The 23,524-nt window shown below is 73.3% G+C and carries 19 protein-coding genes; 9 read left to right on the forward strand and 10 right to left on the reverse strand.

The window, feature by feature from the left end:
* Positions 1–13: 13 nt before the first annotated feature.
* The gene (locus ACIBTU_RS31110) at positions 14–1,642 is read left to right on the forward strand and encodes a serine/threonine-protein kinase (RefSeq protein WP_399129964.1); all 1,629 of its coding nucleotides are present in this window, start codon (positions 14–16) and stop codon (positions 1,640–1,642) included.
* Positions 1,643–1,678: 36 nt separating this feature from the next.
* Here the strand turns inward: ACIBTU_RS31110 and ACIBTU_RS31115 are convergent, their stop codons facing one another.
* Both ACIBTU_RS31115 and ACIBTU_RS31120 read right to left on the reverse strand, forming a co-directional pair.
* Positions 1,679–2,476 (reverse strand): SGNH/GDSL hydrolase family protein, encoded by a 798-nt coding sequence (locus ACIBTU_RS31115; protein ID WP_399129966.1) that lies wholly within the window; start codon positions 2,474–2,476, stop codon positions 1,679–1,681.
* 234 nt (positions 2,477–2,710) lie between these two features.
* A complete protein-coding gene (locus tag ACIBTU_RS31120) occupies positions 2,711–6,862 on the reverse strand; it encodes a S8 family serine peptidase (protein WP_399129967.1) in 4,152 nt (1,383 codons plus the stop codon).
* A 172-nt stretch (positions 6,863–7,034) separates the two neighbouring features.
* Between ACIBTU_RS31120 and ACIBTU_RS31125 the strand changes: the two genes are divergently transcribed.
* Together ACIBTU_RS31125 and ACIBTU_RS31130 are read left to right on the forward strand one after the other, a co-directional pair.
* On the forward strand, positions 7,035–8,009 hold the full coding sequence (locus ACIBTU_RS31125) for a LuxR C-terminal-related transcriptional regulator (protein WP_399129969.1): 975 nt from the start codon (positions 7,035–7,037) through the stop codon (positions 8,007–8,009).
* A gap of 82 nt (positions 8,010–8,091) precedes the next feature.
* Complete coding sequence (locus ACIBTU_RS31130; RefSeq protein WP_399129970.1) at positions 8,092–9,186, forward strand: DUF5925 domain-containing protein; 1,095 nt, start codon at positions 8,092–8,094, stop codon at positions 9,184–9,186.
* 224 nt (positions 9,187–9,410) lie between these two features.
* On the opposite strand, the gene ACIBTU_RS31135 is transcribed toward ACIBTU_RS31130, so the two are convergent.
* Positions 9,411–9,785 carry a GntR family transcriptional regulator gene (locus ACIBTU_RS31135; protein WP_399129972.1) on the reverse strand — a complete coding sequence of 125 codons (375 nt, stop codon included), beginning with the start codon at positions 9,783–9,785 and terminating at the stop codon, positions 9,411–9,413.
* A gap of 70 nt (positions 9,786–9,855) precedes the next feature.
* On the opposite strand from ACIBTU_RS31135, the gene ACIBTU_RS31140 reads away from it, so the two are divergent.
* The 3 genes from ACIBTU_RS31140 (at position 9,856) to ACIBTU_RS31150 (ending at position 11,657) form a co-directional block, all read left to right on the forward strand.
* Positions 9,856–10,788, forward strand: coding sequence for a GNAT family N-acetyltransferase (locus tag ACIBTU_RS31140; protein WP_399129974.1), 933 nt, complete (start codon positions 9,856–9,858; stop codon positions 10,786–10,788).
* Entirely contained in the window at positions 10,766–11,266 is a 501-nt protein-coding gene (locus ACIBTU_RS31145; protein ID WP_399129976.1) for a DUF402 domain-containing protein, read from the forward strand. Before ACIBTU_RS31140 ends, ACIBTU_RS31145 begins: the two co-directional genes overlap by 23 nt.
* Positions 11,267–11,519: 253 nt before the next feature.
* A complete protein-coding gene (locus ACIBTU_RS31150; protein ID WP_399129977.1) occupies positions 11,520–11,657 on the forward strand; it encodes a hypothetical protein in 138 nt (45 codons plus the stop codon).
* A 9-nt stretch (positions 11,658–11,666) separates the two neighbouring features.
* On the opposite strand, the gene ACIBTU_RS31155 is transcribed toward ACIBTU_RS31150, so the two are convergent.
* A complete protein-coding gene (locus ACIBTU_RS31155) occupies positions 11,667–12,131 on the reverse strand; it encodes a GNAT family N-acetyltransferase (protein ID WP_399129978.1) in 465 nt (154 codons plus the stop codon).
* A 185-nt stretch (positions 12,132–12,316) separates the two neighbouring features.
* Here ACIBTU_RS31155 and ACIBTU_RS31160 point away from each other — a divergent pair, with 185 nt between their 5' ends.
* The gene (locus ACIBTU_RS31160; protein ID WP_399129979.1) at positions 12,317–13,303 is read left to right on the forward strand and encodes a lytic polysaccharide monooxygenase; all 987 of its coding nucleotides are present in this window, start codon (positions 12,317–12,319) and stop codon (positions 13,301–13,303) included.
* 83 nt (positions 13,304–13,386) lie between these two features.
* Here ACIBTU_RS31160 and ACIBTU_RS31165 read toward each other — a convergent pair whose 3' ends face one another.
* The gene (locus ACIBTU_RS31165) at positions 13,387–14,268 is read right to left on the reverse strand and encodes an esterase/lipase family protein (protein WP_399129980.1); all 882 of its coding nucleotides are present in this window, start codon (positions 14,266–14,268) and stop codon (positions 13,387–13,389) included.
* Between the two features lie 141 nt (positions 14,269–14,409).
* Positions 14,410–14,856 carry a MarR family winged helix-turn-helix transcriptional regulator gene (locus tag ACIBTU_RS31170; RefSeq protein ID WP_399129982.1) on the reverse strand — a complete coding sequence of 149 codons (447 nt, stop codon included), beginning with the start codon at positions 14,854–14,856 and terminating at the stop codon, positions 14,410–14,412.
* A gap of 120 nt (positions 14,857–14,976) precedes the next feature.
* Here ACIBTU_RS31170 and ACIBTU_RS31175 point away from each other — a divergent pair, with 120 nt between their 5' ends.
* The gene (locus ACIBTU_RS31175; RefSeq protein WP_399129983.1) at positions 14,977–15,351 is read left to right on the forward strand and encodes a cupin domain-containing protein; all 375 of its coding nucleotides are present in this window, start codon (positions 14,977–14,979) and stop codon (positions 15,349–15,351) included.
* A gap of 24 nt (positions 15,352–15,375) precedes the next feature.
* Here ACIBTU_RS31175 and ACIBTU_RS31180 read toward each other — a convergent pair whose 3' ends face one another.
* Positions 15,376–16,401 (reverse strand): hypothetical protein, encoded by a 1,026-nt coding sequence (locus ACIBTU_RS31180; RefSeq protein ID WP_399129984.1) that lies wholly within the window; start codon positions 16,399–16,401, stop codon positions 15,376–15,378.
* Complete coding sequence (locus tag ACIBTU_RS31185) at positions 16,398–19,862, reverse strand: DNA polymerase III subunit alpha (RefSeq protein ID WP_399129985.1); 3,465 nt, start codon at positions 19,860–19,862, stop codon at positions 16,398–16,400. Before ACIBTU_RS31185 ends, ACIBTU_RS31180 begins: the two co-directional genes overlap by 4 nt.
* A gap of 184 nt (positions 19,863–20,046) precedes the next feature.
* Between ACIBTU_RS31185 and ACIBTU_RS31190 the strand changes: the two genes are divergently transcribed.
* Positions 20,047–21,063: an ABC transporter permease gene (locus tag ACIBTU_RS31190; RefSeq protein WP_399129986.1), complete on the forward strand. Its 1,017-nt coding sequence runs from the start codon at positions 20,047–20,049 to the stop codon at positions 21,061–21,063.
* A 68-nt stretch (positions 21,064–21,131) separates the two neighbouring features.
* On the opposite strand, the gene ACIBTU_RS31195 is transcribed toward ACIBTU_RS31190, so the two are convergent.
* Positions 21,132–22,319, reverse strand: a complete 1,188-nt coding sequence (locus ACIBTU_RS31195) for a S1 family peptidase (protein WP_399130050.1) — start codon at positions 22,317–22,319, stop codon at positions 21,132–21,134.
* Positions 22,320–22,479: 160 nt separating this feature from the next.
* Entirely contained in the window at positions 22,480–23,385 is a 906-nt protein-coding gene (locus ACIBTU_RS31200) for a S1 family peptidase (protein WP_399129987.1), read from the reverse strand.
* Positions 23,386–23,524: the final 139 nt, after the last annotated feature.

Here is a 23,524-nt window from a genome sequence, read left to right on the forward strand (position 1 = left end):
ATGGGGGGCGCCCGTGAGCTCGGAGCCGGGCAGGGACAGAACGCGGACGATCGCGGGCCGGTACCGGCTGCTCGACCCGATCGGCGAGGGCGGCATGGGTACCGTCTGGCGCGCCCGGGACAAGGTGCTCGGGCGCGAGGTCGCGGTGAAGGAGGTCCGGCCCCCGGCCGGGCTGCCGGACGCCGAGCTCGACCGGATGTACGCCCGGCTGGAGCGGGAGGCCTGGGCGGCCGCCCGCGTCTCGCACCGCAACGTGATCACGCTGTACGACGTGGCGACCGACGACGGCCGGCCGTGGATCGTGATGGAGCTGGTGCGCGGCGTCTCGCTCGCCGACCAGCTCGACGCGGAGGGCCCGATGCCGCCGCAGCGCGCGGCGCACATCGGCGCCGAGGTCCTGACGGCGCTGCGGGCCGCGCACGAGGCCGGGGTGCTGCACCGCGACGTCAAACCGGGGAACGTGCTGCTGGCCAACGACGGCCGGGTCGTGCTCAGCGACTTCGGCATCGCGCGGGTCGAGGGGACGCAGGCGCTGACGATGACCGGCGAGGTCGTCGGCTCGCCCGAGTTCCTCGCGCCGGAGCGGGCGCTGGGCCGCACGCCGGGCCCCGAGTCCGATCTGTGGTCGCTCGGCGTGCTGCTGTACGCGGCCGTCGAGGGGCACTCGCCGTTCCGTCAGGACACCCCGCTGAGCACGCTGCGGGCGGTCGTGGACGAGGAGCTGCCGCCGCCGCACCGGGCGGGCCCGCTCACCCCGGTCCTGGAGGGACTGCTGCGCAAGGAGCCGGCCGAGCGGACGGGCGCGGCACAGGCCGAGCACGACCTGCGGATCGTCGGGGCGGGCGGCGCACTGCGCTCGGGCCCGGTGCACGCGGCGCCCACGGCGACCGCCACGCGCCTCGGCACGCACCGGGATCCGCCCGGCCCGCCGACCCCACCGGTCGGCACCGCCCCGATGGCCTCGGCGACGACGCCGCCCACCGGCTCCTTCGGCCCCGCGCGTACCCGTCGCGTCTCGCTCGCCCTGACGGCGGGCCTCGTGGTCCTGCTGGTCGCGGTGGGCACCCTCACGTACGCGCTGATGAACCGCGGCGACGGCGGCGGCCCGGGAGGCGCTTCGGCCGGCGGGAGTTCGGCGTCCGGCGTCCGTGGCGGCGCCGCCACGGCAGGTGACAAGAGCCCCACGGGCAGCGGCGGTCGCAGCAGCGCCGCGGGAGGCGGAGGTTCGGCCGGCGGCGGGTACACGACGCGTCCGGCGCAGTCCGTGCGGGTCAGTGTGCACGCGGTGCGCGGGAGTTACTCGGGTCCGTGTCCGCCGCCCGCCGCCGAGGCGCCCGCGTTCTCGGCGACGATCACGGTGGGGCGGACACCGGCCGAGGTGCGCTTCCGCTGGGTCACACGGGACGGGGAGGCCTCGGAGCCCGGCTGGCAGACCCTGAGCTTTCCCGCGGGCGGCTCCCTGAGCCGCACGGTGGAGACGACGGAGACCGCCTACGAGGAGGGCGGGACGCTGCACAACGAGATCTCGGTGCAGGTCGACCGCCCGGTCGCGGCGAGCTCGAACTCGGTGGCGTACTCCGTGACGTGCGACGTGGTGACCCCCACGACGGGCGGGGCCACCACGGCTTCACCTACGTACTGACGCGCTGTCGTGCTCTCGGGGCCGGAGCCGCGGGACTCAGGCCTTGGACGCGAAGACGGGCAGGTAGCCGCTCGACTGCCCGGTGGCGGTCGGGTGGTAGGACTCGCCGATGTTGGTCCAGTTCACGCTGTGCAGCCAGGACGAGCCGGAGCAGATCTCGTGGCCGGTGAACGTGGTCCGTACGTCGCCGAAGGTGAGGCCCGCGGCGGAGACGCGGCCGGCGATCGTGGTGTCGAGCAGGTCGGCGGCGCCGTTGATGGCCGACCGCTCGGTCTCGGAGAGGCCCGCGATGCAGGAGCCGCCGAGCTGGTAGAAGCGGGGGTAGCCGAGGACCACGACGCGGGCCGACGGAGCCTTGGCCTTGATCGCCCGGTACACCGAGTCGAGCTTGGCGGGCAGGGTCGAGGTCACGTACGCACGCGCCTGGTTGACGCGGTCGACGCAGGTGGACTCGGAGTAGAGCACACAGGTCGTCATGACGTCGGCGAAGCCGGCGTCGTTGCCTCCGATGCTGATGGAGACGAGACCGGTGCTCGAGTTGAGCGGACCCAGCTGGTTGTTCAGCACGTCGCCCGTGACCGCGCCGGAGCAGGCCACGAAGTTGAAGCTGGCGGGTGCGTGCGACGCCGCCCACAGGGCCGGGTAGGCCTTGGTGGAGCGCTTGCACGAACCGCTGGCGCTGTCGTAACTCCCGGCGCCCACCCCCGAGGAGTAGGAGTCGCCGAGCGCCACGTAGCCGGTGCCGGCGGCCTGTGCGGTCGCCGCCCCGGTGAGGACGGCGGTCGCGGCGAAGAGGAGCGATGCAACGTAGGCCGCAATACGGGTACGTCTCATGAAAACCTCCCTTAGCAGGATCTCTGCGACAACTGTGGTACCACGCCACTTAGTTACCGGGAAGTACTGACGCGAACATTCACCCCGAGTTACGGCAGGTTCATGTCAGGTGCGCGCCCGTAACGTCATTACCCTCCACACCACCGCGCTACGCCCGTAGACCCTTGCGATTACTGGCCAACCGTCAGATCTGATTCAGCCTCAAACCTCTCTGTCCAAAGCCTTTTTGACGGGTCAGTCGGTCAGATACAGGCGGTGCACACCTCCCAGGGTGGTGCCGGCGTACAGGTCCTCGCCGTCGGTCGCGAGCTGGGTGACGTCGAGGTTCTGCAGCCCGGTGGAGACGTTGCGCCAGGTGCGGCCGCCGTCCGTGGACCGCAGGACGCCCCGGCCGCCGCGCGGCAGCGCGGTCTCCCAGAAGGCGCCGGATCCCGCGTACAGGGTGTCGCCGATCTGCTCGAAGTCCGTGATCCGGACGGGCAGTCCGCCGGTGTCGCCGGTGCGGAAGGTCCTGCCGCCGTCGGTCGACGTGCGGATCCCGTCGCCGCCGACCAGCAGGCGCGGGCCAGCGAACCGGATCGCGGTGACCTGGCCGTCGGCCCGCTTCGTCATCTCCTCGCCCCGGTCGTCGGAGCGGTAGAGGCCGTCGGGGGCGCCGAGCCACAGGACGTCCGGGTCGGAGGGGTCGCCCGCGAGGGCCGTGAGGTGGGTGTCCTGGCGCAGGTTCTTCCAGTGCTCGCCGCCGTCTCCGGTGGCGTAGAGGCCCTGGCTGCGGATGTTGCCGTAGGCCACGTACACCTGGTCGGGGTCGGCCGGGTGCACTTCGAGGGCGAAGACGGTGCCTTCGCCGTGGCCCTTCTCGTCCCAGGAGCGGCCTCCGTCGGTGCTGCGTTCGACGGCGAAGTCGCCCCACGGGCCCCGGCGGACCCGCCACACGACGTCGTCGTCCTGCGCGGACACCTTGAGCAGGGCGGTCTCGTTGCCGATGGTGCCCTCGCCGCCGGTGGTGCCCCAGTCGGGGTCGGTGGCCGGGAGCGCGGTGCGGTGGGTGCCCACCGGGCCCGCCGCGAGCAGCGTCTTCCCGCTCACCTCGAGGCCGTTGACGGTGCCGCCCTGGACGCCGAGGCGCTCGTAGTGCGCGCCGTCGTCGCGGGTGCGGTAGAGGCCTGCGCCGGACGCGGAGACGGTCAGGGAGCCGTCGGCCCAGCGGTCGAAGTCGAGGGCCACGTAGTCGCCGGGGGCCTTGATCAGGGACCAGTCGCGGCCGAGGTCCCGGCCGACGCGGATGCCGTCCCGGGTGGCGACGTAGAGGTCGCCACCGGTGATCGTGAGGCCGGAGACGCCGGGCCCGGTGGCGAGCAGCGTCGACCAGGTGGCGCCGCCGTCGCGGGAGCCGACGATGCCGGTGCCGTTCTCGTGGCCGCCGACGAAGTCGCCCTCGGCGACGACGCGGGTGAGGGTCCGGCCGTCCTTCGGCTCGTAGACCTTGCGCGGTGCGCCGAGGGTGCCCGCGGCGAGGCCGTCGCGCTTCCAGACGGCGTGGCCGGTGGCGTAGTAGAGGCTGTCGCCGGCGGCCTTCACGTCGTAGACGTCGCCGGGGACGTCGAGCGGCGTCGTGGTCCAGTGCGTGCCGCCGTCGCGGCTGAGCAGGAGGCCCGCGGCGGTCCACGCGATCAGGGTGCCGCTCTTGTCGTCGGAGAGGAGGCCGGAGACGGGGGCGCCGGGGGTGTCCAGGCGCCGCCAGGTGCGGCCGGCGTCCTCGGTGCGCAGGATCTGCCCGGTCTGCGGGAAGTTGGAGGCGCTGTTGACGGCGTACCACCAGCGGTTCTCGTCCTCGGGGTCGATGACGAGGTGGCCGTCGCCGGCGACGTCCGTGACGGGGAGCCGGGCGGTCTGGCGCCAGGTCCTGCCGCTGTCGTCGGTGGCCCACAGGCCCGTGCTGTCGGCGCGGTCGAGCACCGCGTGCCCGGGGGCGCCGGGCGCGAGCGTGAGGTCACCGGCCTGGCCGGCCGGACCGACGGGCTGCCACCGGTCGCCACGCGAGGACTTCGGGGTGACCTCGAAGCCGTCGGTGTTGCTGATGAGGGTCTTGCCGTCGGTGGTCTCGGCGCGCGCCGAGATCCGGTAGGCGCCCTCGTCCTTCACGGAGAGCTGGACCTCGTACACGTTGGCGCCCCGGTGCGTGGCCTCGGCGGTGAAGGACCGGCCGTGCGGCGGCCGCACGGTGACGGTCGGTACGCCCTTGAGGCCGACGGGGGCGAACACGGCGACGCCCGACTTCCCGTCGCTGGGGTCCGGTCCGGCCTGCGCGAACAGGGTGCGTACGGAGAGGAGGTAGGGCACGTGGAGCGCGGGGGCGCCCTCGGGGGTCAGGGTGACCTGGCCGCTGATCTCGGTGTCGGTGGCGGGCCGTTCGGCGCGGACGGTGACGGTCGCGCGGGCGCTGCCGCCCGCCGGGACGGTCAGGGCGCGGGGGCTGACGCGGGCGTCTCCGCTGGCGGTGAGGCGCACGGTGCGAGGCTGGTCGCCGTCGTTGTGCACGGTCAGGGCGCGGCTGCCGCCGATGTACCGGTCCTTCAGGTCGGCGAGGCCGTACGAGAGGGTCGCGGGTGTCGTGGTGATCCCGGCGTCGGCCGCGTCCGCGGCGGCGGCCACGTCGAGGCGTCCGGCGCCGGCGGTCGCCGTGTCGAAGTCCGGCAGTTCCTTGCTGGAGCCGGTGAGTTCGGAGGTGACGCGCGCCGGGCTGTGGTCGGGGTGCAGCTGGCGCAGCAGGGCCGCGGCGCCCGCGACGTGCGGGGCGGCCATCGACGTGCCGGACATGCGGTACTGGCCCGGCGCGTACAGGGACTTCGGCACGGTGGAGCGGATGTCGTAGCCGGGGGCGACGAGGTCGGGCTTGAGGTCCCAGCCGGCGTCGGGGCCGCGGGAGGAGAAGCCGGCCATGCGGTCGGTGGCGTCCTCGCCGGTGACGGTGATCTCGACCTCGCCGTCCGCGAGCCGGCGGCCGAGTTCGTCGTACTGGGTCTCGTCGACGCCCATCACGATCACGTGGTCCATGCGCAGGGAGTCGCCCGAGGCGTCGATCGTGTTGCGCGGGGCGGCCTCGACGAAGCCGCGCCGCTCCCCCGCCAGGACGGGGCCGCCGTTCGTGGTGCCGCCGAGGATCGCGACGGCGCCGCGCTTCTCGGCCTCGCGGGCCAGGTCCAGCTCCTGGATCGAGACGTCGCCGACGTCGGCGGAGATCGGGTACTGGACGCGTACCGCCTTGCCCTCGACGTCACCGGCGGCGTCCCACTCCTCCGGCGATCCGTAGCCGACGTCGGCGAGTTCGAGGGTGACGGGCTTCGCCGGCGGGTTCGCGGAGACGTATCCGCGGAACGTCTGGATCTTGCCGCCGTTCTTGTAGGCGGCGCCCGGGATCCGCAGTCCGCTGACGGAGGCGCCGACCGCGAGGACGCCGTCGGCGGCGGCCGGGGAGCCGACGGTGTTGTGGCCCGGGCCCTCGTTGCCGGCCGAGGCCACGACCACGACGCCGGCCTGCGTGGCGGCCGTGGAGGCGAGACCGATCGGGTCGCTGCCGTCGCCGGGGCCGCCGATGCTCATGTTGACGACGTCGGCGCGGTGCGGGTTCGCCGGGTCGACGGCCGCCTCCAGGCCGGCCACGATGTCGGAGGTCTCGCCGTAGCCGTCGGCGCCCATGACCTTGTACGCCATGAGCGAGGCGCCCGGGGCGACCCCGGTCACGCCGCCGGGTTCCGCCGCCTCACCGGCGATGATGCCCGCGACGTGGGTGCCGTGGCCGTTGTCGTCCATCGGGTCGGCGTCGTCGTCGGCGAAGTCGTACCCGCCGACGACCTTGTGGCCGGCGCCGAAGCCGCCGCCGAGGTCGGGGTGGGTGTAGTCGATGCCGCTGTCGAGGACGGCGACGGTCACGCCGTCGCCGCGGACCTTCGTGCCGTTCGGGTCCTCGCGCTTCCACACCTGGGGCGCGCCGACGGTGGGCACGCTGTCGTCGGTCTGGATCCGCAGCTTCTTGTCCTCGACGACGCCGGTGACACCGGGCTGCCGCCTCAGGTCCGCCACCTGGGAGGACTTGACGGTGACGGCGACGGCGTCGAGCAGCAGGTTCAGCCGGCGCGGCGCGCGGACCTCGATGCCCGCCGCGTCCAGCGCGTCCAGGAACCTGCCCTGTGCGGCCTTGAGTTCCTTGCGCTCGCCGAGCACGTCCGCCTTCTCGGCGCGGTCGAGCCTGCCCTTTCCGGCCACGGGCGCGGCTCCGGCGAGGGTGACGATCACCCGCCGGTCCGGGTCCTTGCCGGGCGCGGCGGTCGCGGCCGGTCCGGCGAGCAGGCCGCCGAGCACGGTGACGGCGACCAGGGAGGTCACCGTGCGGCCGGTGGCGGGCCGGGCGGATCTTCGGCCGGCCGGGGGTGAAGTCCTGCTCCGTGTGGCTGATATCGGGTCCATGCCCTCAGGTCCTACGTCCGCGCCGGTGGCCGGGACAACGATTCGGCCTGGCCCATTGCGGCCCCTGGCACACACGGGCCACGATCCCCGCATGCCCCACGAGTCGCCCGACACCCTCCGCAGGCAGCTGACCGCGGCCGGTGTCGACCCGTTCGACGAGCGCGTCTACCGCGAGATCCTGGTCCGCCACACGGCGGCGCCGGCCGAACTCGCCGGTCCCCTCGGCTGTTCCACGGACCGCGCGGCCCGCGCCCTGGACCGGCTGCGCGAACTCGGCCTGGTGGGGCGGCTCTCGGGGCAGCGCCGCCGGTACGCGGTGATCGAGCCCGGCGCGGCGATCGAGGCGCTGGTGCGCGCCCGCACCGCCGAACTCGCCACCGTGCGGGAGGCGGCGGGCGAACTGTCCCGGCTCTTCGACGCGGCCCAGGCGGGCGGCACGGAGGAGGTCGAGGTCGTCGTGGGCAGCGAGGCGCTGGGCCGCTGGTTCGTGCGGCTCCAGCAGGAGGCCCGCGAGGAGGTCATCACGCTCGACCGCCCGCCGTACGCCCTGACGACCTCGAATCCGGTGGAGGCGACGGCCCTCACGCGCGGTGTCGGGTACCGCGCGGTCTACGCGCCCGAGGCGCTGGAGTGGCCCGGCGTGCTCGGCGACATCCGCGAACTGGTGGCGCGCGGCGAGGAGGCCCGCGTCCTGCCGGGCCTGCGCGTGAAGCTGGCGATAGCGGACCGGCGGCTCGCGCTGCTGCCGCTGTCCCTGGACTTCGCCGGGGAGGTGCGGGCGGCGGTGCTGCGCCCGTCGGCGCTCCTGGACGGCCTGGTCGACTACTGGGAGATGTGCTGGCGTGCGGCGACCCCGCTGGGCGCGCCCGCCGACGATCCGCTGACGGAGGACGACCGCCGGATGCTGACGCTGCTCGTCGCGGGCCTCAAGGACGAGGCGATCGCCCGGCAGCTCGGCTGGTCGGTGCGCACGATGCGGCGCCGGATCAGCGCCCTCAACGAGAAGCTGGGGGCGGCCAATCGCTTCCAGGCCGGGGTGATCGCGGTCCGGCGCGGCTGGATCTGACCCGTGACGCCCCATCAAGCCGTACCGGGACGCGCTGCGGAAATCCCGTGCGGGCGGCGCATTCGTGCCGGATCATGGCGGCATGTCTGAGAACCCGTTCGACGCGCTGCCGGTCCGGCTGGGGGTCGACGACAGCGACTCGCCCGCCGATGTCGTCGACGCCCTGTTCCTCGGCCGCTTCGCCAAGGGCGAGCAGCCGCACTCGCACGCGGTGAACATCGACCGGGTCCGCTCCGGTGCCACGCTGCTGCCGCCCGGTGCCCGGGTGCTGCGCTCGGCGCGCGACGACGACCGCAGCGCGACGCTCGCCGAGGGCGAGGGCTGGACGCTGCTGGTCTCGCGGTGGAACAGGGGCGCGGACGTCACCGTGACGGCGACGACGGCGGAGCTCGCCGAGACAGTGCTGAAGCAGGCCACGGACGGGGCGGCCGACGAGCCCGAACCCCAGCCGGAGAACGTGACGATGGGCTTCTGGTACGTGTCGCCCCGGCGCGGCCCGCACCGCACCACGCGGCAGATCTCGGCCGGTACGTGGGACGAGGTGCGGCCCAACTACACGGCGCCCGTCGCCGAGGCGATGGACGGGCTGATGACGACGCGGCCCGAGAACATCGCGGGCCGGCTGCTCCTGTTGCACGGCCCGCCCGGCACCGGCAAGACGTCGGCGCTGCGCACGCTCGCGCGGTCCTGGCGGGACTGGTGCCAGGTGGACTGCGTCCTGGACCCCGAGCGTCTCTTCACGGACGTCGGCTATCTGATGGACATCGCGATCGGCGAGGAGGACGGCACGGCGAAGGGCCGCTGGCGGCTGCTGCTCCTGGAGGACTGCGACGAGCTGATCCGCGGAGAGGCCAAGCACACGGCGGGGCAGGCGTTGTCGCGGCTGCTCAACCTGACGGACGGGCTGCTCGGGCAGGGCCGCAACGTCCTCGTCGGGGTCACCACCAACGAGGACCTGGAGCGGTTGCATCCCGCGGTGGTGCGGCCCGGGCGGTGCCTCGCCCGCATCGAGGTCGGGCCCCTCACGCGGTCGGAGTCCGTGGACTGGCTGGGCTCCGACGAGGGCGTCGGCCACGGGGGCGCGACGCTGGCCGAGCTGTACGCCCTGCGCCGCGGGGTGTCTCCGACTTCGGTACCGGACCCTCGGGGCTCCGCCGACGCGGGTTTGTATCTGTAACCCGAGCCGAAGTCCCGGTTGGTCGGCTGACGGCCGGTGGGGGCTGGTCGCGCAGTTCCCCGCGCCCCTGAGATGCACACCCTTCGGGTGGCATCTCCTCGATCAAGGCGCCGGGCGCCTGTGGTCGGGGGAAGGCGCGGCGAAGCCGCATGCCTTCCAGGGGCGCGGGGAACTGCGCGACCAGCCCCCACCGGAGCCGCACCCGCCGACGAACCCGCCGCCCCCTACTCGTAGGCGGCCCGCAGCGCATCACGGGCAGCCGAAAGCGCCGCCTCCTGCGACAACCCGAGCCGACGAACCCGCTCGGCGAAGCCACTCGCCGCGATCGCCGCCTCCCGAGAAGCCGCGTCCCGAGCGGCAGCGATGAACGTTCCGTTGCGCCCCCGCGTCTCGACCACCCCGTCCGCCTCAAGGGCCCGGTACGCCTTGGCCACGGTGTTCGCGGCGAGCCCGAGCTGCTCGGCGAGCCCGCGCACGGTGGGGAGTTTGTGGCCCACGGGCAGCGCCCCGGAACGGGCCTGTTCGGAGATCTGGGCGCGCACCTGCTCGTAGGGCGCGGCGCTGTCGGCGGTGTCTTGGACACGGATCTTCAAGGTCACCGGCCGATTGTCCCGCAGGCCCGGAAAATGGGAGGCACCCGCGTCCGGACGGCGCGTAGCGTGCGCGTTCATGACTGTGATCGTCCGTGCCACCAGCCCTGACCGTCCGTCGGACACCGACGGCTTCGCCCGGGTCCGCCGCGCCTGTGTGCCGGCGATGCTGGCGACGCCCGCCTCCGTCGCGTTCGACGCCGCGCGGGCGCATCCCGACGCCCACTACCGCCAGCTCGTCGCGGTGGCGGACGACGGCGAGGTGATCGGCACGGCCCAGGTCGGCATCGCGGACGACAGCCCGGTGCCGGGCCAGGGCTTCGCCAACGTGTACGTGCATCCGGAGCGGCGTGGGCGCGGCGCGGGCACGCTGCTGCTGCGCACCGCCGAGGAGCATCTGGCCCGGCACGGTGCGCGGAGGGTGTTCTGCTGGGCACTGGACGGCGCGGAGAACCTGGCGTGGGCCGCGGCCCGGGGCTACCGGCCCAGCCGCAGCGCCCATTTCCTGCGCCTCGACCTGACGCCGGACGCGCTGCCGCCGCTGCAGGCGCCGCCGCCGGGTGTGGAGCTGCGGACGGCGGCGGACTTCGCGGACGATCCGCGCCCGGTGTTCGAGCTGGACGCGGCGACGGTCGCGGACGAGCCGGGCGACATCTCCGCCGAGATGGAGTACGGACAGTGGCTGCGCGACACCTGGGAGCATCCGCTGGTGAACCACGTGCTGACCACGATCGCGCTGGTGGACGGTCGTCCGGCCGCGTTCTCGGCGGCCCGTACGGACGGCGAGGGCCGCTACTCGACGGGGATGACGGGCACGCTGCGCGAGTTCCGGGGCCGGGGCCTGGCCAAGCTCGCCAAGAACGACTCGCTGCACCGGGCCCGCGCGGCGGGGATCACGGTGGCGTACACGGGCAACGACGCGGAGAACGGGCCGATGCTCGCGATCAACAAATGGTTCGGTTACGTGGTGGACACGACGGAGGTACGGCATGTCCGGGAGCTCGGCGCCTGAGGTGATGCGGGTCCGGCTGGTGAAGGGCGGGCGCGAGAAGATCTCGTACCCGGCGGAGCTGCTCGGGGACGACGGGACGCGGGTCGTGGTGCGGGCCGCGTGGGCGGGTTCCGGGGTGCGGGACTTCGGGTTCGTGCGCTTCGAGCCCGGTGACGTGTTCACCGAGCACTACTGGCGGGACCGCTGGTTCTCCGTGAAGGAGGTGCGGGCGGGTGACGGGGCCCTGAAGGGCTGGTACTGCGATGTCACCCGGCCCGTGGTCCGGGACGCGCAGGGGCTCGTCTCGGACGATCTCGACCTGGATCTGTGGGTGTCGGGGGACGGGACGGAGGTGATCCGGCTGGACGAGGACGAGTTCGCGGCGAGTGGCTTGCGTGAGCGGGATCCTGGTGCGGCGGGGGCCGCGGTGCGGGCCCTGGACGAACTGGAGGCCCTGGCCCGCGGGGGCGGTCTGGCGGGGCTGTTGAGAGGCGTCTGACCGTGTGGGCCTCTGTTTCGTAGGCCTCTGCGGGCCGGTGGGGCTTCTCGCGCAGTTCCCCGCGCCCCTGGAAGGCATGCGCTGCGCGCAGCCTTCAGGGGCGCGACCGGCCCCACCAGGGCCGCAGGCGAACGCATTCACGACCCGGGGACGTGACAACCGCCACTGACATTTGCGCTTCGATGCGTCACCCTCCGGGAACAGGACTACAACGGCACCACGTTGGAATCCGTGTAGGTACAGGAGGCCCGAGATGCGCCGAGTGACCATGCACAAGCCGGCCCGCACGAGCGGTATCACGCGCCGGCTGCAGGAAGAGGCCGCCGAGCCCCGGCGCGAGCGGCCCGAAGTGCGCAAGGACGTGCGCAGGACGTGGTGGCCGGACGAGTAGGGCGGCCGGTCAGATGACGTCCAGACGCCTGCGGTAGTGGATGCGGTCGTAGGGCCCGTCGACCCGGCGCTCCACGACCTCGTATCCGTACCGCGGATAGATCTTCTGGTTCTCCCACATCAGCGCGTTGGTGTAGAGCCGCACCTCGGGCAGCCCCAGGGCGCGCGCGTGGGCGTCCACGAAGTGGAGCAGGGTGCGGCCCACGCCGCGCCCGTGCGCGTCGGGGTGGACCGCGACGCTGTCGAGGAAGAGGTGGTCGGGGCGGGCCTCCACCACCACGAGTCCGACGACCTCCGGTTCCCCCGTGACGTACACGCGGCCCGCCGCCACGTTCGCCGCGTGGTCGGCCTCCATGGGTTGGGGGACGACGCCGATGCGGGCGATGTAGGGGTGGTAGGCGGCGTCGGTGACGGCGCGCACGGCCTCCACGTCGGCGCCGGTGGCCGGGCGGACCGGCTGGTTCTCGGTGTTCATGCGGCCATGTCTATGTCACCTCCGGGTCCCCGCGCCAGCAGCAGCCTGATCACAGTCTGAGCCGCGCCTTAAGTGCGCCATAAAGATCGTCGCGGGGAGCTCCCAGGGGCTTTCGGGGGCCGTTTCGCGGGCTAACTTCCTTGCCACCACCCCCCGTTCGCAGGAAGCAAGCCCGAGGAGCATCCATGTCCGCACGCCGTCGCAGGCTCGTCGCCGTCTCCGCCACCGCCGCCGTCCCGCTCGCCCTGTGGGCGGCGCCCGCCTCGGCGCACGGCACGCTGGGCGACCCGGTCAGCCGGGTCGCGGCCTGTTACGCCGAGGGCCCGGAGAGCCCGACGTCCGCGGCGTGCAAGGCGGCGGTCGCGGCGGGCGGCACGCAGGCCCTGTACGACTGGAACGGCATCCGGGACGGCGACGCGGCGGGCCGGCACCAGGAGCGGATCCCGGACGGCAAGCTGTGTTCGGCGAACGCGGCGGAGTTCAAGGGGCTCGACCTGGCCCGCGACGACTGGCCGGCGACGAAGGTCTCGGCGGGCTCGTACACGTTCAAGTACAAGGTGACGGCCCCGCACAAGGGCACCTTCAAGCTCTACCTGACGAAGCAGGGCTACGACGCGTCGAAGCCGCTGGCCTGGTCCGATCTGGACCTGGAGCACCCGGTGGCGACGAAGACGGACCCGGTGGCCGAGGGCGGCTACTACACGTTCTCCGGCACGCTGCCCGAGCGCACGGGCCGCCAGCTCGTCTACGGGATCTGGCAGCGCTCGGACAGCCCGGAGGCGTTCTACTCCTGCTCGGACGTGACGTACGGGGGCGGTGCGGCGTCCGGCGGTGCGGCGGCCCCGAAGACCTCGGAGCCCGCGGAGCCCTCGGCGCCTTCGGACGAGCAGATCGCGAAGGACGCCGACAAGTCGACGACCGACCACGGCGGCATGGACATGGGCGACGGTGCCGGGCACGAGGGGCACTCGGGTGCCACGGAGTCGCCCGCGGCCGCTCCCGCCAACGCACCCAAGACCAACGGGAGTTCCGAGGGCCTGGCCGAGACCGGCGGCGACTCGACGACCCCCTACCTCGCGATGGGCGGCGCGGCGGCGCTGGCGCTCGGTGCGGCGGGGCTGTTCGCCTCGGCGCGGCGCCGCGCGACGGCGGGCGCGCGCCACGGCCGCTGACCCGTACACGCACGAAGCGGCCCGGTCGTCGTCCTCCTCCGGAGCGGGGAGGCGGCGACCGGGCCGTTCGCGTGGGGGGTGGGTCAGTTGAAGCAGTCGGTGGGGGTGGCGTGGGCGGGGTCGAGGGCGTTGGCGACCTCGTGGTACGCGACGAGGTCGACGGTGCCGATCGTCACGTGCTCGGAGAGGTCGACGGGGCACAGGTCCTGGAGCAGCACGTTGCGCACGTCGGGCCCGTCCAGGAACTGGCTGCGGTACGGGGTCACGACCTCGTCGTACTTGGTCGCGATGACGGTGTAGTGGACGCCGGGCACGGTGTCGCCGCCCGCGTTGAGCCGGGTGATGAAGTCCGAGCCCGCGGCCTGGTCGGCGAGGCCCGGGGTGGCGAGGGTGAGCAGGTCGCCGGCGCCCGGGAAGTAGGGCAGCAGCTTGGTGAGCCCGTTGAGGGTGGTGCCGTGGTTGTCGGGGGCGAGTCCGACGAGGGAGTTCACCTCGGCGGCGCCGCCGAGGAACTTCAGGTAGTAGCGCGGCATCATGCCGCCCTGCGAGTGGCCGACGAGGTCGACCTTCGCGGTGCCGGTGGTGCCGCGCACCTTGTCGACGAAGGCGTCGAGCTGTTCGGCGGACTTGGCGATCGGGCCGAGTCCGTTGAAGAGGGGGACGCCGGGCAGTTGTCCGTAGTCGAGGGAGAAGACGCAGTAGCCGCGCTTCACCAGGTACGGCGCGAGGACGAGCCAGTTGTCCACGGAGTTGCCGAAGGTGCCGTGGACAAGGACGACGGGGCGGGGGTGGGCGGCCGAGGGGCGGCAGGACCAGTCGTTCCAGCCGCGGTCGGGCGCGGTGCTCGCGTGGGCGGCGCCGAGGGGGGTGACGGTGGCGGCGAGGAGCGCGGCGGTGACGGTCGCGGCGCGCAGCGTCCGCCGCCATGCGGACCGTACGGGCCGTGGGCTTCTGGGCAGCTTCATGGATCTCCTTGCGGCTCAAGGGAGTTGCAGGAGTGAGCTGTGCGGTTGCCCAGACAAGTTACGCGCGGGTAGTGCAGACGTGAAGTTACGCGTCGGTAAAGAATTCCCGGTGCCCTTGTGGATCACTCCGCTGACAGAGTGTCACCAGGTGGGCCGGATCGGGCCGTTCGGCGCGATGGCCAGCAATTGTCGTACCAGCGCGGCGGACTGCCGCTCCCCCAGGCGCTCCACCCAGGGCCGTACGGCGTCGGCGGCGGCCGCGTCGGCGGCGCGGGTGCAGGCGCGGCCACGCTCGGTGAGCACGACGAGCCGGGCGCGCGCGTCCCTGGGGTGCGGGCGGCGCTCCACGTACCCCTTGCGCTCCAGCTCGTCGACGAGCTGACTGGCCGCCTGCTTGGTGACGCCGAGGTGCGCGGCGACATCGGTGACCGTGGCATCCCCGGCGGAGATGCGCACGAACGCGAAGCCGTGCGCGGGCCGCACCCCCTCGAAACCCCTGGCCAGGACGCCCTCATGGATGCGCTGGGTCAGCTCCCCGGCCGCGGCGAGCAGGGCGGTGGACAGGGCGAGGGCGTCGGAGTTCTGCACGGGCCCATTGAAACACCCTTGACTATTTGGTCAAGCTCCTTGACCATCTAGTCAAGGAGCTTGACCAATTCATCCCTCGGATCGGAGAGATTCGAGGGGAACCGACCGGAGGGAACAGCCATGCCCGTAGTCCGCGCGTCCGAGGCCGTCGTCCACGATATGCACGGCGTCCGCTTCGTCTCGTACGCCACCACCGACAGCGGCAGCAAGGAGCTGGCGGCCTGGCGGGGCGAGATCCCGGCGGGCACGAAAGCGACCCCGCACACCGTGACGCGGGAGGAGATCCTGCACCTGCTGTCCGGCTCGCTGCGCCTGACGCTCGACGGCACGGCGCATGCGCTGACCGCCGGCGACACGGCGATCGTGAACGCGGGCTCGGAGCTCGCGCTGGAGAACCCGGCGGACTCCCCCGCGTCGGTGTGGGTGACGACGTCGGTGGGCCTGGAGGCGACCCTGCGGGACGGAACCCGGATCGCGCCGCCCTGGGCGGGCTGATCCGGGCTCCGTCCCGCACCCGGTTCAGCCCGTCGCCCCCGCCGGGCGCACCGCGTCGGGACCGTACTTGCGCCGGGCCCGGTCGACGACGGCCTCGATGCGGCGGGCCCGCTCGTCGACGGGGTCGAACAGGAGCTGGCGCGGGGCCTGTTCGGCCGGGATCAGATCCTCCGCGCGCAGGGCGAGGGAGCGGACCCGGGCCCGCTGCAGCGCGAGCCGGTCGTGGAGCTCGCGGGCCAGCGCGGTCAGCGGCGGGGTGTGGGACGTGGCCTCGCGCAGGGTGCGGCTGCGGGTGATCGTCGTGTATCCGGTGCGGTCGGCGTAGCGGACGGTGAGGGCGAGGGAGCGGGTGGCCTGCCGCTCGGCGCGCAGCCGCAGGCCGAGCCGGTCGGTGAGCGCGAGCAGGGCGGCGCGCCGCACGTCCGGGTCCAGCTCGTCCTGCGGGAAACGGTGTTCGACGCGCAGCGACCGGGCCGGGGCCGCGGGGACCACCCGGGTCGGGTCCAGGCCGTGCGCCGCGTCGTGCAGCCGCCGGCCCGCGCCGGCCCCCAGAATCCGCTGGAGGGTGCCGAGCGGTGCGGCGGCGATCCGGCCGACACTGTCCAGGCCGTACGAGGACAGGGTGCGGGCGGTCGCGGGACCGACCCCGTGCAGGGCGGCGGCGGGCTTGTGCGCGAGGAAGGCGGCGACGGCGTCCACGTCGTCGGGCAGCGCGCGCACCGCGGAGGGCGGCCCGTCGGCGGCGACCATGCGGGCCAGCATGGGGTTCGCGGCGACACCGACGGTCGAGCGCAGCCCGTAGAGGCCGCCGGTGCGGGCGCGGACGCGTTCGGCGAGGGCGAGGGCGTCGGTGCCGAAGTAGCGCAGGCTGCCGGAGACGTCGGCGAGCGCGGCGTCCGGCGGCAGGGCCTGCACCTGCGGGGTGAACTCGGCGAGGAGGTCGAGCAGCCGGTGGTAGAGCGGCTCGTCCGTCAGCTCGTGGAAGTGGATGTACAGGACGTGCATCCCGCTCTCGGTCGTCCCGCTCTCGGTCGTCCCGTTCTCGGTCATCCCGCGCTCCCCGGGCTCTGGTGCCACAGCTTGCGGCCCTGCTTGACGGATGCGCCGGGCGGCTGGAGGTCCGCCCAGGGGTGCAGGTCGTAGCCGGTCTCCAGGTGGATGGTGCGGCCGGTCCCGGAATCACCGTCGGCGCTCGGCAGCCCGCGTTCGGTGAGCCGCTCGGTGACCGCGGACAGGCCGCCGGTGCGGCGCAGTTCGGCCAGTTCGGTCAGGTCCCAGGCGGCGGAGCCGGTGACCGAGAGGGCCTTGCCGCTGCCGCCGCCGCGGCGCTGCACCACGCCGCGCACGAGCAGCAGCCAGGAGTGGAAGACGGTGTGCGCGCTGGCCTCGTGGCTGTCCTCGAAGAACGCGCAGTCGACCAGGCCCGTCGTGTCGTCGAGCGTGGCGAAGATGACGCGTTTTCCGGAGCGGACCGGCGGGGTCTGCACGGCGCCCTTCGCGCCGGCGACGAGCACGACCTGTCCGTGCGGCAGGTCCCGCAGCCGCTGCGCGGGCACCACGCCGAGCTCGTCGAGCAACTCCCGCTGGTCGCCGAGGAGATGGCGGGAGGTGTCCATGCCGAGCACGCCGAGCTCGGCGCCGAGCCGTTCGGCGTCGTCGAGGTCGGGCAGGTGGGCGGGGGCGACGGTGTCGGGGGTGTCACCGGTCTCGCCCAGCGCCAACTGGCCGCTGCCCGACCGGAGTCGGGAGCGGTGCAGTTCGGCGATGTGCAGCATCAGGTCGCGCCGGTTGCGCCCGAAGGCGTCCAGGGCGCCGACCTGGGCGAGCCGTTCGGCGACCGGGCGGGAGGGGTGGGCCCGGGAGAGGAAGTCCTGGAGCGAGACGTAGGGGCGCCCCGCGACGATCCGTGCGGCCTCGCCCTCGCTCATGCCGCGCACATCGCCGAGCGCGAGCCGGAGCCCGTACTCCGGAACCCCTCGCTCAGACACCAGTTCGATTCTATAGGCCGCATCCGACGCGTTGACGTCCAGCGGAAGCAGCGGCACCCCCCGGCGCCGCGCGTCCGCGAGCAGCAGCCGCTTCGGGTACATGCCGGGATCGTGCGTGAGCAGCCCCGCGTAGAAGGCGGCCGGGCGGTGCGCCTTGAGCCAGGCCGACTGGTACGAGGGCACGGCGAACGCGACGGCGTGCGCCTTGCAGAACCCGTACGCGCCGAACGCCTCGATGATCTCCCAGGTCCGCTCGACGACCTCCTGCGCGTAGCCGCGCCCGCGCGCCCGCTCGGCGAACCAGGCCTTCACCCGGCCGACCTGTCCGGGGTTCGACAGGGCCCGCCGCGTGTAGTCGCCGAAGGCGAGACCGCAGCCGGTCATCACGTCCAGGATGCGGATGATCTGCTCGTGGAAGACGACCACCCCGTACGTGTCCTCCAGTACGGGCTTCAGGTCCTCGTGCGGGTACCGGGGGGCCTGCCGGCCGTGCCGCGCCTTGATGAACGGGTCGACCATGTTCGCCGCGACCGGGCCGGGGCGGAACAGCGAGATGTCCACGACGAGGTCGTGGAAGGTCTCGGGCTGCAGCCGCGCGATGAGGTCCCGCTGGCCGGGCGACTCGGTCTGGAAGCAGCCGAGCGTCTGGGAGTTCTTGATGAGCGCGTACGTCTTCGGGTCGCCCGGCGGCACCTGTGCGGGGTCGTCGAGGTCGATGTGCCGCCCGGTGGTCCGTTCGATCTCGGCGACGGCGTGCGCCATCGCGGACTGCATGCGCACCCCGAGCACGTCGAGCTTGAGCAGCCCGAGGTCCTCCACGTCCTCCTTGTCGAACTGGGACATGGGGAAGCCCTCGGTGCTGGTCGGCACGACGGGGGTGCGGCGCAGCAGCGCGGTGTCGGAGAGCAGCACCCCGCACGGGTGCATGGCGATGCCGCGCGGCAGGCCGTCCAGCGCCTCGACCAGGTCCCACAGTCGCGGTCCGTACGCCTGCGGGTCGATGCCGCGCAGTTCCGGCAGTTCCTGGAGGGCGGCGCGGGCGTCGCGGGCGCGGATGTGCGGGAAGGACTTGGCGAGCCGGTCGACCTCGCCCGGGTTCAGGCCGAGGGCGAGGCCGACGTCGCGCACGGCGTGCCGCACCCGGTAGGTCTCGGGCATGGAGACGGTGGCCACCCGCTCGGGGCCGAAGCGCTCCAGGATCGCGCGGTAGACCTCGAGGCGGCGGGCGGACTCCACGTCGATGTCGATGTCGGGCAGTTCGGTGCGCCGCTCGGACAGGAACCGCTCCATGAGCAGCCCGTGTTCGACCGGGTCGGCGGTGGCGATGCCGAGCAGGTGGCTGACCAGGGACCCGGCGCCGGAGCCGCGGGCGGCCACCCGGATGCCGAGGTCCCGGGTGTCGGCGACCACCTGGGCGACGGTGAGGAAGTAGGCGGCGTAGCCGAGCCGTTCGATCAGGCCGAGCTCCTCCTCCAGGCGGTCCCAGTACTTCCGCCGCCGGTCGTAGCCGCGGGCGAGCATCGCGGCGGCGCAGCGCGAGCGCAGCACCCGCTCGGGGGTGCGCCGGGCGGCGCCGACGAGGTCCGGTTCGGGGAAGTGGACGCGGCCGAGGCCCAGGTCGTCCTCGGGGTCGACGCGGCAGGCTGCGGCGGTCTGCTCCGTGACGTCGAGCAGCCGGCGGGCGGTGTTCGCGCGGTAGCCGGCGGCCTCGGCGACGCGCAGGGCGAGGTCCGCCATGTCGTCTCCGGGCTTGAGCCAGCGCTCGCCGCCGTCGAGCCCGGCGCGCGGGTCGATCGGGACGAGCCGGCGCGCCGAGTCGAGGACGTCGGCGACCTCGCCCTGTCCGGGGTCGGCGTAGCGCACGGCGTTGGTCAGGACCGGCAGGATCTTCTGTTCGACGGCGAAGCCGAGGGCGCGGGCGGCGAGCCGCAGCGAGCCGGGTCCGGTGCCGCTCCGTCCGTGGTGGACCGCCTCGATGCGCAGCGCCGCGTCCCCGTACCGCTCCCGCCAGGGGGCGAGCAGCCGGGCCGCGCGGTCGGGGCGTCCGGCGGCCAGGGCGCGGCCGACGTCGGAGTCGGGGCCGAGCAGCACGGTGAGGTGGTCGCCGACGGTGGTGTCCCAGGGCAGCAGGGGGCGGGCGCCGTCGGGGAGGTCCCGGTGGGCAGCGGTGACGAGGTCGCACAGGGCGGCCCAGCCGGCCGCGCCGTCACGGGCGAGGAAGACGGCGCGCTGGGCCGACTCGTCGACGAAGGCGCCGCCGCGAACCGGGGTGCGCCGGCGCTCGGTGCGTCCGGCGGTCTCGGCGGGGGCCGCCACCGCGAGGTCGACGCCGAACAGGGGGCGGATGCCGGCCCGGCTCGCGGCCTTGGCGAAGCGGACGGCGCCGCCGAGGGTGTCCCGGTCGGTCAGCGCGAGCGCGTCCATCTCCCGCTCGGCGGCCCGCTCCGCGAGCGCGTCGGGGTGCGAGGCGCCGTACCGCAGGGAGAACCCGGAGGCGGTGTGGAGATGCGTGAAGCCCCGCATCCGAACCACCTCGCTACCCTGCCCCCTCCTGCCTGACCTGCCACACCGGCCCCATCGGGCCCGCTCTCCTCACCATAGACCATGTTCGAATATCTGTGCGAATACCTGTGCGCGCCCACTCCCCCCGGCACCCGTTCGGCCCTCCCCGACTGCACGCGGGCGGGGCCCGCCGGACCGTGGGGGCATGAAGTTCGCCGACGAGTTCAAGGCCGCCGTCACCCCACGAGCCGCGCTGCTCGTCCTCGGGGTGCTCGCCCTGCAGCTCCTGTTCATCACCTCCTACGTCGGGGCGCTGCACAGCCCCAAGCCGAAGGACGTGCCGTTCGGCGTCGTGGCCCCCGTGCCGGCCGTCGCCCAGCAGGCCGAGCAGCGCCTCGACCAGCTGCCCGGGTCGCCGCTCGATCCACGGGTGGTCGCCGACCGGGAGACGGCACGGCAGCAGATCATGGACCGGAAGATCGACGGCGCCCTGGTCATCGACCCCCGGGGCACCACCGACACCCTGCTCGTCGCGTCCGGCGGCGGCGCGGCCCTGTCGAACTTCCTGGAGGGCCTGACCGTCCGGATCGAGGCCGCCGAGCAGCGCACCGTGCGCACGATCGACGTGGCCCCCGCGTCACCCCAGGACTTCAACGGGCTGTCGTCGTTCTACCTCGTCATCGGCTGGTGCGTCGGCGGCTATCTGTGCGCCTCGATCATGTCGATCAGCGCCGGGACGCTGCGCGCGAGCCCGCAGCGCGCGGGCATCCGGATCGGGGCCATGGCGCTCGTCTCGATCGTCGGCGGCATCGGCGGCGCGCTCATCGTCGGCGACACGATCCTGGGCGCGCTGCCGGGCTCCTTCTGGGGGCTCACCGGGCTCGGCGCCCTGATCACCTTCGCGGTCGGCGCGATCACCCTGGCCCTCCAGGAGCTGACCGGCGTCGTCGGCATCGGCCTCGCCGTGCTGCTCGTCGTCGTGGCCGGCAACCCGAGCGCGGGCGGCGCCTTCCCGCTGCCGATGCTGCCCCCGTTCTGGCAGGCGATCGGGCCGTGGCTGCCGCCGGGCGCCGGCACCTGGTCGGCCCGTTCGATCGCCTACTTCGAGGGCAACGCCCTGACGAAGTCCCTCCTGGTCCTCTCCGCCTGGGCGGTCCTGGGCGTCGCGGTCACCCTGCTGGTGACGGCCCTGCGCGAACGGAAGCACCCCGCGCGGGCCTGAGGAACCAGCAGATGGGGCACCCCGCGGCGCGGGGTGCCCCATCTGCGTACTGATGCGTCCTGCGAGACTCAGCCGATCTGCGTGCCCGTGGCGGAGAGCGCCTCGGTCACCGGCTGGAAGAACGTCTCGCCGCCCGACGTGCAGTCGCCGCTGCCGCCGGAGGTGAGGCCGATCGCCTGGTCGCCGGAGAACAGCGAGCCACCGCTGTCACCGGGCTCGGCGCACACGTCGGTCTGGATCAGGCCGTTGACGACGTCGCCGTTGCCGTAGTTCACGGTGGCGTCGAGGCCGGTCACCGAACCGTCGTGGACCTGGGTGGTGGAGCCGGAGCGGGTGACCTTCATGCCCACGGTCGCGTCGGCGGCCCCGGTGATCTGCTGCGCGGAACCGTTGTAGAGGTTCACCTCGCTGGGGTGCGGCACGTCCGCGGTGTACTTCACGAGCCCGAAGTCGTTGTCCGGGAAGCTGGACTGCTCGTTCGTACCGATCTCCTGGCCGCTGGAGTCCGACCAGGTGGAGATCGCCTCGGTGCAGTGGCCCGCGGTGATGAAGTACGGCTCACCGCCCTTGACCACGTTGAACCCGAGGGAACAGCGGCCGCCGTCCCCGGTGATGGCGTCGCCGCCCGCGACGAAGGGCTTGAACTCACCCTGGGTGCGCTTGAGTTCGGCCTTTCCGCCGAGCCCGTCGACGACCTTGCTCAGCTTGCCCCAGGCGGCACCCCTGACCGTGCGGTCGGCGGTGACCACGACCTTGTTGGTGGCCGGGTCGGTGGCCCAGGAGGTGCCCGGGATGGTGGCGTCGCTCTTCAGGGTCGTACGGGCGCTCTTCAGCGCGGCGAGCGAGTTCTGCACGATTCTGGCCTTGGCGCCGACCGCCTCGACGGTCTTGACGGCGTCCTCGCTCAGCACGTTCATCACGAGCTGCTTGGTGCGGGCGTCGTAGTAGCTGCCCGCCGAGTCGGCGCCCAGATCCTTCGTCAGGGCCGAGGCGAGGTCCCCGGCCTTGGCGACGGAGAGCGTACGGGGCGACTGGACCGGGGTGTCGGTGCTGGCGTTCGCGCTCTGGAAGGTGATGCCCGCGGCGGCCAGGGCGAGTATTCCGCCTCCGGCGATCGCGGCACGCCTCTTGGACATGCGTCGGTGCTTCAACTCTCGTCCTCCTGTGGGGGGTCGGGAACCGGCCCGATGTGGGGGTGGACTGGCTCCGTGAGGCTGACGCGCCCCACTATTCCCACGGACCCCACTCGCACACAACCCCGAATTCAAGACCCACCGAGGAGAGGACAAGCGGCACGAGAAGCCCCGTAAGGGGCGCGGGGAACCGCGCGAGAAGCCCCCGCCCGGCGAACGCCGGACGGGGGCTCCCCACTACTGGCTGCTGCTGCGCACAAGACGTACCTGAACCGGAGTCAGGTCAGTACACGTGCACCCCGTACGCGCTGAGCGCCTCGGTGACCGGCTGGAAGAAGGTCGTACCGCCGGAGGAGCAGTTCCCGCTGCCACCGGAGGTGAGCCCGTACGCCTTCGTGCCACCGTAGAGCGGACCGCCGGAGTCACCGGGCTCGGCGCAGACCGTGGTCTGGATGAGGCCGGAGACGATGTCGCCGCCGCCGTAGTTCACGGTGGCGTTGAGGGCGGTGACCCGGCCGCTGTGCGTGCCGGTGGTGGAGCCGCGCCGGTAGACCGTGGTGCCCACGGACGGCGTGGCGGCGCTCGTGATGTCCTGGCTGCCGACGGTGCCGGACTTGGCCACGGAGCTGTTCGTGTAGCGCACGATGCCGTAGTCGTTGCCCGGGAAGCTGGACCCGGCGGTGGAGCCGAGGGTCGTCGAGTGCGCCGAGTTCGACCACCAGGTGCCCGCGCCGTCGGTGCAGTGACCGGCGGTCAGGAAGTAGTAGTTGCCGCTGCTGTCCTGGACGTTGAAGCCGAGCGAGCACCGCCAGCTGCTCGCGTAGATGGCGTCGCCGCCGGAGATCAGCTTCTTGAAGGTGCCCGGTGTGCGCTCGATCTTGAGCGCGCCCGCGTTGGCGCCGGCCTCCTGACGGATCCTGTTGATCTCCGCCTGCGAGACCGTGCTGTCGGCGGTCACGACGACCTGCTTGGTCTTCGCGTCGACGGCCCACGCGGTACCGGCGACATCGGCGCCCCGCACCGCGTCGGTGGTCTGCGCGAGTTCGGCGGCCGTGAAGGTCTGCGGGGTCTCGGCGGCGTGCGCGCTGGGTACGGCGAACGCCGCAGCGGCCAGCAGCCCGGTGCCCGCGGCGATCAGCCGGGTCCGTCTCGCCGTACCGCTGAGGGGGGTGGTGCGCTTGATCCTCACTGGTCGTTCCTCCCGTAGGGAAGTCGGGGGCCCGCGTGGGGTCGGGGCCCGGTGAGGCGCAGCCAGGACCCCGGCCCGCGGTCCGGATTCCGAACGCGACGTGACCCTGACAAGCGCTGCTCGGGAGTATTCGGGTTCT

The organism is Streptomyces sp. NPDC050145, assembly GCF_044460245.1.
Lineage (GTDB): Bacteria > Actinomycetota > Actinomycetes > Streptomycetales > Streptomycetaceae > Streptomyces.

What these genes read in the sequence shown, in the direction of transcription:
- ACIBTU_RS31115 (WP_399129966.1), bottom strand. Translation starts at nt 2,476, where the DNA reads ATGAGACGTACCCGTATTGCGGCCTACGTTGCATCGCTCCTCTTCGCC.
- ACIBTU_RS31125 (WP_399129969.1), top strand. Translation starts at nt 7,035, where the DNA reads ATGCCCCACGAGTCGCCCGACACCCTCCGCAGGCAGCTGACCGCGGCC.
- ACIBTU_RS31130 (WP_399129970.1), top strand. Translation starts at nt 8,092, where the DNA reads ATGTCTGAGAACCCGTTCGACGCGCTGCCGGTCCGGCTGGGGGTCGAC.
- ACIBTU_RS31140 (WP_399129974.1), top strand. Translation starts at nt 9,856, where the DNA reads ATGACTGTGATCGTCCGTGCCACCAGCCCTGACCGTCCGTCGGACACC.
- ACIBTU_RS31145 (WP_399129976.1), top strand. Translation starts at nt 10,766, where the DNA reads ATGTCCGGGAGCTCGGCGCCTGAGGTGATGCGGGTCCGGCTGGTGAAG.
- ACIBTU_RS31150 (WP_399129977.1), top strand. Translation starts at nt 11,520, where the DNA reads ATGCGCCGAGTGACCATGCACAAGCCGGCCCGCACGAGCGGTATCACG.
- ACIBTU_RS31155 (WP_399129978.1), bottom strand. Translation starts at nt 12,131, where the DNA reads ATGAACACCGAGAACCAGCCGGTCCGCCCGGCCACCGGCGCCGACGTG.
- ACIBTU_RS31160 (WP_399129979.1), top strand. Translation starts at nt 12,317, where the DNA reads ATGTCCGCACGCCGTCGCAGGCTCGTCGCCGTCTCCGCCACCGCCGCC.
- ACIBTU_RS31165 (WP_399129980.1), bottom strand. Translation starts at nt 14,268, where the DNA reads ATGAAGCTGCCCAGAAGCCCACGGCCCGTACGGTCCGCATGGCGGCGG.
- ACIBTU_RS31175 (WP_399129983.1), top strand. Translation starts at nt 14,977, where the DNA reads ATGCCCGTAGTCCGCGCGTCCGAGGCCGTCGTCCACGATATGCACGGC.
- ACIBTU_RS31180 (WP_399129984.1), bottom strand. Translation starts at nt 16,401, where the DNA reads ATGACCGAGAACGGGACGACCGAGAGCGGGACGACCGAGAGCGGGATG.
- ACIBTU_RS31185 (WP_399129985.1), bottom strand. Translation starts at nt 19,862, where the DNA reads ATGCGGGGCTTCACGCATCTCCACACCGCCTCCGGGTTCTCCCTGCGG.
- ACIBTU_RS31190 (WP_399129986.1), top strand. Translation starts at nt 20,047, where the DNA reads ATGAAGTTCGCCGACGAGTTCAAGGCCGCCGTCACCCCACGAGCCGCG.